This is a genomic window from Candidatus Pantoea floridensis (assembly GCF_900215435.1).
Taxonomy (GTDB): domain Bacteria; phylum Pseudomonadota; class Gammaproteobacteria; order Enterobacterales; family Enterobacteriaceae; genus Pantoea; species Pantoea floridensis.
This window is the reverse complement of record NZ_OCMY01000001.1, coordinates 3,495,566-3,507,892: the sequence shown is the minus strand read 5'-3', so window position 1 is coordinate 3,507,892 and position 12,327 is coordinate 3,495,566. Positions and strand designations below refer to the sequence as shown.

Here is a 12,327-nt window from a genome sequence, read left to right as displayed (position 1 = left end):
CCGGGTTATTTTGCGTAGGGCGCGAACCAGCCAAGACCGGCTTCGGTGCGGCCGCGCGGGATATATTCACACCCCACCCAACCGTCGTAGCCCACTTCATCCAGCAGGTTGAACAGATACGAATAGTTGATTTCGCCTTCGTCAGGCTCGTGGCGATGCGGCGCCGAGGCAATCTGGATATGGCGATAACGCCCGGCGTATTCACGGATAAGATGGGTCAGATTGCCGTCCACCAGCTGCGCATGAAACAGATCGAGCTGGGTAAAGACGTTAGGACGATCGATTCGCTCCATCATCAATAACGTTTGATACTGGCTAGAGTAGAGGTAATTCGGCTTGGTCACGGGATTGAGCGCCTCAAGCAACAGGCGAATGCCGTGCGGCGCAAAACGCTCGGCAGCGTAGTGCATATTCTGCACAAAAGTCGCTTCATACTTTGCGCGATCGGCGCCGTTGGGTAGCGTGGCTGCCATCACATGCACCTGCTGGCAATTCAAAGCCAGCGCGTACTCTAGCGCACGGTCAATATCGCCACGCGCTTGCTCTTCACGGCCCGGAATGGCGGAAACGCCCCATTCGCCCGCCTGCACGTTGCCCGCCGCGGTGTTGAACAGCACCAGCTCCAGCTGATGTTTTTCCAGCTCCGCTTTGATGATGTCTGCTGGGAAATCATACGGGAACAAAAACTCGACGGCGCGAAAACCGGCGTTAGCTGCGGCGGCAAAACGCGCGATAAACGGCTGTTCACCAAACTGCGTAGATAAATTGGCTGCAAACTTAGGCATTAGACATTCCTCAATTCCGCCACTTCGTTAGCGGTGAGATAACGAATTGAGCGGTCGCCGAGCGTAAACATCAGACGCGCGGTCTCTTCCAGTTCTTCGGTATTATTGGCGGCTTCGCGCAGTGATTTGCCCACCACCACCGGGCCATGATTCGCCAGCAGGAAGGCGTTATAGCGCGAGGCCAGATTAGCCAGATCCTCAGCTAAACGCGCATCGCCCGGCTTGTAATATGGCACCACCGGCACATCTCCCACGCGCATCACCACGTACGGCGTGAACGGGCGAATGCAATTTTCATTGTCGAGATCGTTGAGACAAGAGAGCGCGGTCAAATAGTGGCTGTGCAGATGCACCACCGCTTTGCACTCCGCATTGTTCAGGTAAAGCGCGCGGTGAAACGCCACTTCTTTCGATGGCTTGTCGCCGGAAAGCCATTCGCCCTGCAGCGTCACTTTTGACAGGCGATCGGCCTGCAGCTCGCCAAGACACGAACCGGTAGGCGTGGCCAGCAGATTGCCGTCCTCTAACAGCAGCGACAGATTGCCCGCCGAGCCGGTGGCGTAGCCGCGCTGAAAGAAGGAGGCGCCGAGCTGCACCATCTCATCGCGTGCTTGTTGTTCGGTCATAGTGAAAACTCCGTTTGTGCGCGGGAAAAGAACTGTTCGTCACCAAAGTTGCCGGATTTCAACGCCAGCGACAGCGGCTGATGGATGTCACGCACCCAGGGCACGCCCGGCGAAATCATCGGTCCGATGTGGAATGCGGTAACGCCCAGGCTCTGCGCTACCACGCCCGAGGTTTCGCCGCCGGCGACGATAAAGCGCTGCCAGCCGCGCGCTTTTAGTTCACGCGTTACCGCCGCAAATAACTGCTCGACCGCTTCGCTGCTGCGCGCGGCACCGTACTGCTGCTGAATCGCCTGCAGCTGCTGCGCATCGGCGGTGGCGAAGAGCAACGGTGCTAGCCCAGGCTGATGATGTGCTGCCACCCAATCGCACAGCGTTTGCGCATAACCTTCGGCGTCTTCCAAACAGCGTTCAACCAACACTTCATGCGATGGCGCTTGCTGGCGGTACGCCTGCACCTGGCGGTTGGTCATTTGCGAGCAAGAGCCAGAGATCACCACCGCGCGTTCGCCCTGCGGACGTCCCGCCTGCTCGGCATCGCGGTTCTGCTGCTGGGTCGCCCAGGCGCGGGCAATCCCGATCGCCAGTCCTGAACCGCCAGTCACCAGACGCATCGCTTTGAGCGCTTCGCCCTGCGTCAGCAGATGCTGCTCGTGCAGCGCGTCCAGCACCACATAGTTGATGCCCTGCGCTTTCAAGCTCTCCAGCTGCATACGCACCGCGTCGGCACCTTGATCAAGCAATGCTGCATTGATCACCGCCGCCTGACCTTTGGCCTGACGCGTCATCAGGCGCACCAGATTGCTGTCGGTCATCGGCGTTACCGGATGGTGGCGCATGCCGGATTCAGACAGCAGTTGGTCGGCGACAAACAGATAGCCTTGATACACGGTGCGGCCGTTGACCGGCAGCGACGGCGAGATCACCGTTTGCGTTTCACCTAACGCCGCCAACAGCGCATCGGTCACCGGGCCGATGTTGCCCTGCTCGGTGCTATCGAAGGTGGAACAATATTTGAAATAAAAACGATCGCAGCCCTGCTGTTGCAGCCACTTTAGCGCCGCCAGCGACTGTGCGATCGCCTGCTGCGGCGGGCACGATCGTGACTTCAGGCTGATCACAATCGCCTGCGCGCTTACTTCATCCTGACCTTGTGGCACGCCGTTAAATTGAATGGTCGGCAGGCCGTGCTGAACCAGGAAGCTGGCAATGTCGGTGGCACCGGTAAAGTCGTCCGCAATGACGCCTAAACGCATGATTACTGCTCCTTTGCCTGAGGCAGCGTGATGCCGCTGAAAATCTTGATCACCGCGCTGTCATCTTCGCGACCGTGCCCGGCATTGCTGGCCTCGGTGAACATGTTGAGCGCGGTCGAGGCCAGCGGCAGCGGGAAGTGCAGCGATTTAGCGGTATCCGCCACCAGATTGAGATCTTTCACGAAGATATCCACGGCGGATTTCGGCGAGTAATCGCCATCCACTACGTGACGCATGCGGTTTTCAAACATCCATGAGTTACCCGCCGCGTTGGTCACCACATCGTACATGGTGTCCAGCGGAATACCGGCGCGCGCGGCCAATGCCATCGCTTCGGCACCCACGGCAATGTGCACTCCCGCCAGCAGCTGGTGAATGATTTTAACGGTGGATCCCAGACCGATTTCGCTGCCAACGCGATAGACTTTCGCCGCCACCGCATCCAGCACTGGCTTGAGCCGCGCAAACGCCTCATCGCTACCGGAAGCCATGACCGTCATTTCCCCGACCGCGGCTTTGGCTGCCCCGCCGGAAACCGGCGCATCCAGCATTAAAAGTTGATGCTGTGCCAGCTGCTGTTCAATCGCCTGCGCATCCTGTGAAGAGATGGTAGAAGAGACCATCACCACCGTGCCCGGCTTGAGCTGCGCCGCCACACCGTTTTCACCAAATAGAATGGCCTTCACCTGCGCGGCGTTAACCACCAGCAGCAGCACCGCATCCAGTTCGGCCGCAAAGCGGGCGGCGGAGGCTTGGGCATCGCGTGCACCGGCCTGGCGCAGGGTTTCCAGCGCCTGCGGATTGAGATCAACTCCCCAGGTATTTAATCCTGCACGGATGCAAGACTGCGCGGCACCCATGCCCATGGAACCTAAACCAATCACGCCGATGTTATTCACGGTTGCTGACACAGCAGACCTCCATTGTTAATTTAAGTGATAATTTGTTCATTGGTGTTAAGTCTGCCGCAGATATCGGGCAATAAACGTGCGTAACATCACAAAAATTAACTTACCTGCTTAAGGATTAACAGGGATTCACAACGCAATAATGGCGGAAGTAAATCCCGTCAGCCGCGCTTTTTACTGAAATTTCGGCAACATAAATTGTGCTGCGGGCTGTGAATCGATGATCTACAATGTGAAAAAATGATAATTCGGGAGAGGCGTGTGATTCCGGTAGAACGTCATCAGCAAATTTTAGCGTTGGTTGCCGAGCGCGGCGTCGTGAGCATTGCCGAGCTAACAGAACGATTGGGCGTGTCGCACATGACGATTCGTCGCGACGTACAGAAGCTGGAGGAGCAAGGCGCGGTGCTGTCGGTTTCGGGTGGTGTGCGCTCGGCGGATCGTTTAGCGGCCGAACCGTCGCATCTGGCAAAAACCAGCATGTACAGCAGCGAAAAGATGGCGATTGGGCAGTACGCCGCACGTCATATTCCGCGAAACAGCTGCATTTATCTGGATGCCGGCACCACGACACTGGCGCTGGCACGGGAACTGGCGGAACGTGACGATTTGCTGGTGGTGACCAATGATTTTGTGATTGCACGTTTGCTGATGGAGAGCAGCGGCTGCAAGCTGATCCACACTGGCGGCACGGTGTGCCGGGAGAATCGCTCGAGCGTTGGTGAAGCCGCGGCGCGCAATTTACGCCAGCTGGCGATCGATATCGCCTTTATCTCGGCCTCCTGCTGGGGTCCGCGCGGGCTGTATACGCCGGACGAGGATAAAGTGCCGGTAAAGCAGGCGGCGAGCGATGTCAGCAGCAAACGCGTGTTGCTGAGCGACAGCTCGAAGTACAACAAGATTGCGACGTATCTGGCGCTGCCGCTGGAGCGGTTTGATACTTTGATTACCGATGCGGAGTTGAGCAAAGCGGGACGTGAAGCGTTGAGTGCGGGGAAGTGGGAGTTGGTGATCGCGGGATGAGTTTGCTGGGATTATCGACCAGGTCGCCATGAATGGCGACCCTACGTTGTAGGGTGCGCATTCACGCGCACCTGGTCATTTAAATCACACTTCTTCGCTGAACTGCGGAACCGGATTGCGGAAGGTACGGGTGACAAACGCGAGGTAAATAATACCAATCGCCGCCCATACCAGGCCGAGAACCATTGAGGTTTCTTCCAGGTTAATCCACAACGCACCTACCGTCAGAGCGCCCATGATTGGCAGCACCAGATAGTTGAGGTGATCTTTCAGCGTCTTATTACGCTTCTCACGGATCCAGAACTGGGCAATCACCGACAGGTTGACAAACGTAAATGCCACCAGCGCACCAAAGTTAATCAGCGCGGTCGCTGTCACCAGGTCGAAGTTGATTGCCAGCAGCGCCACGCCACCCACCAGCAGCACGTTCAATGACGGCGTGCGGTATTTCGGATGCACGAAACCAAAGAAACGCTGCGGGAACACGCCGTCGCGGCCCATCACGTACATCAGACGTGAAACACCGGCGTGTGCGGCCATACCAGAAGCCAATACCGTCACCACCGAGAAGATCAGAATGCCAATCTGCAGCGCTTTACCCGCCACGAACAGCATGATTTCTGGCTGTGAAGAGTCCGGATTCTGGAAACGCGAAATGTCCGGGAAGTACAGCTGCAGGAAGTAAGAAACCCCAATGAAGATCACACCACCAATCAGCGCGGTGAGGAAAATCGCGCGTGGGATAGTGCGTTCAGCATCTTTGGTCTCTTCCGACAGCGAGCTGATGCCGTCAAAGCCGAGGAACGAGAAGCAGAGAATCGTCGCACCGGTAATCATCGGCACCACGTGTGCATCCTGAGACCAGAACGGTTTGCTGCTGACCAATGTCCCTTCGCCCACACCGTGTGCCACACCGTAAACCACCATGCCGGTGATCACGACCATCACCACCACTTGCAGCACCACGATCACGCTGTTGAAGTTGGCAACGGTTTTGATTCCACGCAGGTTAGAGATGGTCATAAAGGCCACCAGCAGCACCACGAAAATCCACGACGGAATACCCGGCACCAGCGTTTCAAAATAGCTTTTCGCCAGCAGGATGTTGATCATCGGCATGAACAAGTAGTCCAGCAGTGATGACCAGCCAACCATAAAGCCGACGTGCGGACTGATTGCCTTCTGAGCATAGGTGTAAGCGGAGCCCGCAGATGGGAAGCGGCGTACCAGCTTGCCGTAGCTCACGGCAGTAAACAGAATCGCGATCAGGGCGAAAGCATAAGCGGTGGCGACGTGGCCGTCGGTTAATCCAGACACGATACCGAAAGTATCAAACAGGGTCATTGGCTGCATATACGCCAGGCCCATCATGACAACCGGGATCAAGGTCAGAGATTTTTTCAGGTGTGCACGCTGAGGTGCGGCAGAGGTGTTAAGCGACATTGTTCAGTCCCCCGCAAGCGACAACCGCGATCGGTTGGGCTACAGGGATACTGCGCAATTTGCTGCAGTGAGAAGTGATTTTTGTGTTTGCGATTGTCGCCGCGCCGTAATCATCACGAAAGCGAGAACCAGCCTGAGCTGGTGCAATGTTAAACAGTCCCATCTTTGTTTTCCTCAAATCTCACGCACAACGCGTGTTTGTCAGTATCTATCTATCCGGATGCGTGTCCGGCCTCGTTTAAATGTCAGTGAGTACATCATGCAAAAAAATAACCGACGTGGTTAACGTCGGTTAGTTTCTCATTTTGCAGGGCGCGTATTTTGCCCCAACTTATGCCATCGGCACAAGACGTTAGATCAATTCTTCAGGCGGTTAAGCATTCTTGAGCATCCAGTCGATCTCTGTGGCGGTGATCAGGCGCTCAAACTGCATCAGTTCATACTGTTTGCAGCTGTGCCACACCCCGCTAAAACGCTCACCCAGCAGCTTTTGCAGCGGATAGCTATTCTCGAATTCATACAGCGCATCGCTCTGCCGAATCGGTAACGCCAGCCCTTCTGCCTCATGTCCATTGCCCTGCACCGCATGCGGTAAGGGTAGCTGATTATCTAAACCGTGCAAAATTCCGGCAAGAATTGTTGACACCACCAGATAGGGATTTGCATCGGCTCCCGCCACGCGATACTCAATGCGGTGATTATCCATATCCCCGCAGGGTACGCGCAGTGCTACGGTACGATTATTGTGCCCCCATGACGCTTGCAGCGGCACATAGGCTTCGGGCAGAAAACGGCGATAGGCGTTAACGTTTGGCGCCAGTAGCGCCATCGAAGCCGGCATCAGATCGATCATGCCCGCCAGCGCGCGTTTCATCAGCGGTGAATCGCTGCCGTCATCCAGCGCAAAGGCGTTGTGATCGGCGGCGTCCAGCATGCTGATGTGCACATGCATACCGCTGCCCGCATACTCTTCATAAGGCTTCGCCATAAAGGTGGCGGTCATGCCGTGATTTTCCGCCACCTGACGCACCAGGCGTTTAAGCTGGATGGCATGATCGCAGGCTTTGAGCACATCGCGCGTGTGATGCAGGTTGATTTCAAACTGTCCGGGCGACGCTTCCGCCAGTGCGCCGTCAGCGGGAATGCCCTGCAGCTTCGCCAGAGTGTCGATATCACGCAGCACGTCGGCGAAATGATCGAGATTATCTACCGAATAAACCTGGCTCTGCATGTTGCGCTCATCGCTGCCCGGCGAGCACGGCGGTTGAATAAATCCTTCCGCATCACGCTTCTTATCCACCAGATAGAACTCCAGCTCTACCGCTACCACCGGGAACAATCCTCGATTACGCAGCTGTTGCCACAGCCGATTGAGGACATTACGGGGTTCAACGTCAAAGGGAGTGCCATCTTGGTTACACATGGTGAGCAGCAGCTGCGCAATGTGCGTAGGGTCGGCGGCTGAGGGGATTAAGGTTCCGGGAACCGGTATGCAGAGGTGGTCGGGTTCGCCTAATGACTGTCCTAGTCCGGCTTCTTCGACGGTATTACCGAGAATATCCATGGCGAAGACCGAAGCAGGGAAATAACACCCTTTTTCCAGTTTTGCCAATGCGGCGATGGGAATGCGTTTACCGCGAAATACCCCATTTAAATCATTAAGAAGAATATCGACATACTGCGTTTCAGGATGGCGTTCCAGCCAGGTTTTTACCTCCAGCTGGAACGCGCTTGTTCGTTTCTCTTCACTATGTCGCGTGAAGTCTTCTACTTCTACGAGGTTCGTCATGATCCCACCCGCCCTTTACCGTTTAGAATTGGTGCGCGCAATGCTCAAAATAACAGCCATTCCTCTAACATAGCGCTAACGCAAAAAGTGTGCAAATGTAACAAATCTGTTTGAAGAACGAACACGCGGTTGCTAGATTGACAAAACATTGCACACTTTTAACGCCAGCCGTGCTATTTCGGCGAAAATATTGAACAGCAGCGCGGAGACGTTATGGGCATTATTTTTGACAAGCCTTTGATTGGTGTAGTGATGTGCCAAAATGTTATTGGCAACCATTCAGCACAAACGGTTCACAACAAGTATCTCGACGCGGTCGTTTTGGCCGGTGGCGTGCCGCTGCCGTTGCCCCACCAACTGATGCATTCTCCACATCTATTAGAAAACAGTATGACGGTGCTGGATGGCATTTTGCTGACCGGCAGCCCCAGCAATATCGAACCCTGGCACTATGGCGAGGATGGCAAAGAGGCGCATGCCGATCCGGCGCGCGATCGTCTCGCCTTCGGGCTTATCACACATGCGGCGGGTAAAAAGATGCCGATGTTTGGCATCTGTCGCGGCTTGCAAGAGTTGGTGGTCGCGAACGGCGGCGCGCTGCATCGCCAATTGCATATGACACATCTTTTCCAGGAACACCGGGAAGACGACACGCTGTCACTGGATGAGCAATATGCGCCGGTGCATGAGGTGCAGCCAGAAATTGATGGCATGCTGAGCCAGCTGCTCGGCAGCAGCGAGGCGTTTGCTGTCAATTCATTACATGGTCAGGGCATTCGCGAGCCTGGCCCGCAATTGCGCGTCGAAGCACGTGCGCCCGACGGGCTGATTGAGGCGGTAAGCCTGCGCCAGCACCCTTTCGCGCTTGCCGTGCAGTGGCATCCGGAATGGCACTCCGATCGCGATCCGATTTCGCGCCAGTTGTTTGCGGCCTTTATCCAGGCCGCTATCCATTATCACAACGAAAAACAGCCATGAATCATGCCACTTTGGCATCTGGAAAAGTGCATACGTCTGCTCATTTCTAAGGTTGCGCGCTTAAGGAGGATGTTATGCAACATGTGGGAAGTTATTACGCGGCCACCGCCAACGCTCACGCGCCGTGGCCTGAACTGCAAGAATCGGTGCAGTGTGACGTCTGTATTATTGGTGGAGGCTTTACCGGCCTCTCTTCCGCCCTGTTTCTGACCGAGGCCGGTTACGATGTGGTGGTGTTAGAGGCGGCAAAAATTGGCTTCGGCGCCAGCGGTCGTAACGGCGGCCAGGTGGTGAACTCCTACAGCCGGGATGTGGATGTGATTGAGCAGCGTTACGGTAAAGAGACCGCACAACTGCTCGGCAGCATGATGTTTGAAGGCGCGGAGATTATTAGCGATCGCATCGATCGTTATGCCATTGCCTGTGATTATCGTCCCGGCGGGATTTTTGCGGCGTTCAATCAGCGACAAATGGGCCACCTGCGCAGCCAGAAAGCCAGCTGGGCCCGCTATGGCAATCACGATTTGGAACTGCTGGATGAACGTGCTATTCGCCGCGAAGTCGCCACCGATCGTTATGTGGGTGGATTACTCGATAAGCGCGGCGGCCACCTGCATCCGCTGAATCTGGCGCTGGGTGAAGCGGAAGCCATTCGCCGCCATGGCGGACGCATCTATGAGCAATCGGCGGCAATTGAAGTGCAATATGGCGCACCGCATCGAATAAAAACCGCCAAAGGAGCAGTCTCCGCCACCTTTGTGATTTTTGCAGGCAATGCCTATTTACCTGCGCAACTCGAACCGCGCCTAAGCCGCAAAAGTATGCCGTGCGGCTCGCAAATCGTCACCACCGAACCGTTAACGCGCGATCAGGCGCTAGGGTTGTTGCCAAACAATTACTGCGTGGAAGATTGTAACTATCTGCTCGATTACTTCCGTCTGACTGCCGACAACCGCCTGCTGTATGGCGGTGGCGTGGTGTACGGTGCGCGCGAGCCGGATGATATCGAAGCGCTGATTCGTCCTAAACTGTTGCGTACGTTCCCACAGCTGCGCGATATCAAAATCAGCCATCGCTGGAGCGGCAATTTCCTGCTGACCTTGTCGCGCATGCCGCAGTTTGGCCAGGTGGAGAAGAATGCCTTCTTTATGCAGGGTGACAGCGGCCACGGCGTTACCTGTACGCATCTCTCAGGGAAGTTGATTGCTGAAGTGCTGCGTGGGCATGCGGAGCGTTTTGATGCGTTCGCGAAACTGCCGCACCTGCCATTTCCGGGCGGACGAAGATTCAAAGTGCCGCTCACGGCGATGGGCGCGGCCTGGTATGCGTTAAGGGATCGGTTTGGGGTGTGACCAGGTCGCCATGAATGGCGCCCCTACAATGTAGGGTGCGCATCAATGCGCACCTGAAAAACCTACTCCAGCGGCATTTTCATCGGGTCATCGTAGGTGTACTCAAAGCCCAGCTCATTGGCGATTTTTGAGCCATCCACCACTTTTCCGGCCGAGCGCTCCGCCTCCGCCACAAACGTTGGCGGCTCTAGCCCTAACTGCTTCGACACGCTGGGGTAAAAACTGTCGCGCGACGGATGTTTCGAGGCACACAGATTGTAAACGTGGCCGCCCTTTGGCGTTTGCAGCAGCAGCACAATCGCGTCCACTACGTCGTCGAGATGCACCAGATTCACCGCGTGGCCGCCATTTTCCAGCCCGGTTTTGCCCGCCAGGAAACGCCCCGGATGACGATTCGGTCCCACTAATCCCGCGAGGCGTACAATGTCCACGCTGGTGCCCGGCAGATCGTGCAACCAGTTTTCCAGTTCCACCAGCGTCTTACCGGCCACCGTTTCCGGCTGCAGCGGGCTGTTCTCTTTCATCACGCCCTCGCCACTGCCATAAACTGACGATGAGCTGGTAAAGATGATGCGCGGCACTTTTTTCGCCAGCGCAGTATCCACCACGTTCTGTACTGCCTGCATGTAATCTTCCGCGCCTTTCACCGTGCGGCTGGCGGGCAAGGTCACCACCAGCGCATCCACTGCCATCAGCGTATCTAATTCTTCGGCTTCACACTCCAGTTCGGGCGTCAGCACCAGCTGAAACGCCTCAATGCCGCAGCGGCGTGCGGCATCCACGCCATCCGGCGAGGTTTTACTGCCGGTCACCTGCCAGCCGCGTGTCGTTAGCGCCATCGCCAGCGGCATACCCAGCCACCCCAGACCTACAATCGCGACCTTTTTCATATCGACTCCTGCTATGGGCTCAGACTTCATCTTAGTGCCGGTAGATGTGCCAAACCAGCGCAAACTGTTTCGGGAGATTCCGGAAATTGACGCTTAAAAAAGGGTTGCCAATTGTCACCATCTTCGTTAGGTTAATCAGCACGCAAATGAATACTCATTCAGCAACGGAATTTACTATGACACGCGTTCAGTTCAACCACCATCATCACCATCATCCTGACTAGTCTTTCAGGCGATGTGTGCTGGGAGACGATTAGGATCTTCCAGTGGTGCGAACGCAAAGAGAGCCCCCGGAAGATCTTCTTCCGGGGGTTTTTTTATGGGCGGACGCAACCCAATACGTTCAGACAGGATTGAATAAGAGGACAGGAACCATGTTAGATAACACCCGAATTCGCATAGCTATGCAGAAATCTGGCCGTTTAAGCGATGAATCACGCGAACTGCTGGCCCGCTGCGGTATCAAAATCAACCTTCAGCAGCAGCGTCTGATTGCGTTTGCGGAGAACATGCCCATCGATATCCTGCGCGTGCGTGATGACGATATTCCTGGCCTGGTGATGGATGGCGTAGTGGATCTCGGCATCGTCGGTGAGAACGTACTGGAAGAAGAGCTGCTGAACCGCCGTGCTCAGGGCGAAGATCCGCGCTACTTCACGCTGCGTCGTCTGGATTTTGGCGGTTGTCGCCTGTCGCTGGCGATGCCGGTTGATGAAGAGTACACCGGCCCGCAATGCCTGAATAACGCCCGCATCGCCACCTCTTATCCGCACCTGCTGAAGAAATATCTCGATAAACAAGGCGTCGCTTTCAAATCCTGTCTGCTGAACGGTTCTGTCGAAGTCGCACCACGTGCTGGCCTGGCCGATGCGATTTGTGACCTGGTGTCTACCGGCGCCACGCTGGAAGCCAACGGTCTGCGCGAAGTGGAAGTCATCTATCGCTCTAAAGCGGTGCTGATTCAGCGCGACGGCGAACTGCCTGCCGCCAAGCAGGAACTGGTTGATAAAATGATGACGCGCATTCAGGGCGTGATCAAAGCGCGTGAGTCTAAGTACATCATGCTGCACGCGCCAAGCGAGCGTCTGGAAGAAGTGATTGCCCTGCTGCCGGGCGCCGAGCGTCCAACCGTACTGCCGCTGGCCGGTGACGTGAGCCGCGTGGCGATGCACATGGTGAGCACCGAAACCCTGTTCTGGGAAACCATGGAAAAGCTGAAAGCGCTGGGCGCCAGCTCAATCCTCGTACTGCCAATTGAAAAAATGTTGGAGTAACAC

12 protein-coding genes and 1 other annotated feature are annotated in these 12,327 nt (G+C 56.0%); of the genes, 5 read left to right on the top strand and 7 right to left on the bottom strand.

The window, feature by feature from the left end; translation table 11 throughout:
* Nucleotides 1-5 precede the first annotated feature (5 nt).
* Genes CRO19_RS16295 through ltnD form a run of 4 tightly spaced genes read right to left on the bottom strand, consistent with a single transcriptional unit; the run spans nt 6 to nt 3,578 of the window.
* The gene (locus CRO19_RS16295) at nt 6-785 is read right to left on the bottom strand and encodes an HPr family phosphocarrier protein (RefSeq protein ID WP_097096757.1); all 780 of its coding nucleotides are present in this window, start codon (nt 783-785) and stop codon (nt 6-8) included.
* On the bottom strand, nt 785-1,411 hold the full coding sequence (gene otnC, locus CRO19_RS16290) for a 3-oxo-tetronate 4-phosphate decarboxylase (RefSeq protein WP_097096756.1): 627 nt from the start codon (nt 1,409-1,411) through the stop codon (nt 785-787). The genes CRO19_RS16295 and otnC overlap by 1 nt, the downstream gene beginning before the upstream one ends.
* A complete protein-coding gene (otnK, locus tag CRO19_RS16285; protein ID WP_097096755.1) occupies nt 1,408-2,667 on the bottom strand; it encodes a 3-oxo-tetronate kinase in 1,260 nt (419 codons plus the stop codon). Before otnK ends, otnC begins: the two co-directional genes overlap by 4 nt.
* Nucleotides 2,668-2,669: 2 nt before the next feature.
* The gene (gene ltnD, locus CRO19_RS16280) at nt 2,670-3,578 is read right to left on the bottom strand and encodes an L-threonate dehydrogenase (protein ID WP_097096754.1); all 909 of its coding nucleotides are present in this window, start codon (nt 3,576-3,578) and stop codon (nt 2,670-2,672) included.
* 258 nt (nt 3,579-3,836) lie between these two features.
* Here ltnD and ygbI point away from each other — a divergent pair, with 258 nt between their 5' ends.
* Nucleotides 3,837-4,598: a DNA-binding transcriptional repressor YgbI gene (ygbI, locus tag CRO19_RS16275; RefSeq protein WP_097096753.1), complete on the top strand. Its 762-nt coding sequence runs from the start codon at nt 3,837-3,839 to the stop codon at nt 4,596-4,598.
* A gap of 84 nt (nt 4,599-4,682) precedes the next feature.
* On the opposite strand, the gene CRO19_RS16270 is transcribed toward ygbI, so the two are convergent.
* Nucleotides 4,683-6,041, bottom strand: coding sequence for an APC family permease (locus CRO19_RS16270; RefSeq protein WP_097096752.1), 1,359 nt, complete (start codon nt 6,039-6,041; stop codon nt 4,683-4,685).
* A gap of 373 nt (nt 6,042-6,414) precedes the next feature.
* The gene (locus CRO19_RS16265; protein ID WP_176519214.1) at nt 6,415-7,833 is read right to left on the bottom strand and encodes a type I glutamate--ammonia ligase; all 1,419 of its coding nucleotides are present in this window, start codon (nt 7,831-7,833) and stop codon (nt 6,415-6,417) included.
* A 210-nt stretch (nt 7,834-8,043) separates the two neighbouring features.
* Here CRO19_RS16265 and puuD point away from each other — a divergent pair, with 210 nt between their 5' ends.
* Nucleotides 8,044-8,808: a gamma-glutamyl-gamma-aminobutyrate hydrolase gene (gene puuD / locus CRO19_RS16260; protein WP_097096750.1), complete on the top strand. Its 765-nt coding sequence runs from the start codon at nt 8,044-8,046 to the stop codon at nt 8,806-8,808.
* A gap of 74 nt (nt 8,809-8,882) precedes the next feature.
* The gene (locus CRO19_RS16255; RefSeq protein WP_097096749.1) at nt 8,883-10,160 is read left to right on the top strand and encodes an NAD(P)/FAD-dependent oxidoreductase; all 1,278 of its coding nucleotides are present in this window, start codon (nt 8,883-8,885) and stop codon (nt 10,158-10,160) included.
* A 62-nt stretch (nt 10,161-10,222) separates the two neighbouring features.
* Here CRO19_RS16255 and CRO19_RS16250 read toward each other — a convergent pair whose 3' ends face one another.
* Nucleotides 10,223-11,050, bottom strand: coding sequence for an SDR family oxidoreductase (locus tag CRO19_RS16250; RefSeq protein ID WP_097096748.1), 828 nt, complete (start codon nt 11,048-11,050; stop codon nt 10,223-10,225).
* Nucleotides 11,051-11,226: 176 nt separating this feature from the next.
* Here CRO19_RS16250 and hisL point away from each other — a divergent pair, with 176 nt between their 5' ends.
* Together hisL and hisG are read left to right on the top strand one after the other, a co-directional pair.
* Nucleotides 11,227-11,274: a his operon leader peptide gene (hisL, locus tag CRO19_RS25790; protein WP_100396937.1), complete on the top strand. Its 48-nt coding sequence runs from the start codon at nt 11,227-11,229 to the stop codon at nt 11,272-11,274.
* Nucleotides 11,250-11,371 (top strand) — a sequence feature (His leader region). It overlaps the preceding gene by 25 nt.
* 53 nt (nt 11,372-11,424) lie before the next feature.
* Nucleotides 11,425-12,324: an ATP phosphoribosyltransferase gene (hisG, locus tag CRO19_RS16245; RefSeq protein WP_097096747.1), complete on the top strand. Its 900-nt coding sequence runs from the start codon at nt 11,425-11,427 to the stop codon at nt 12,322-12,324.
* The last annotated feature ends 3 nt before the right edge of the window (nt 12,325-12,327 follow it).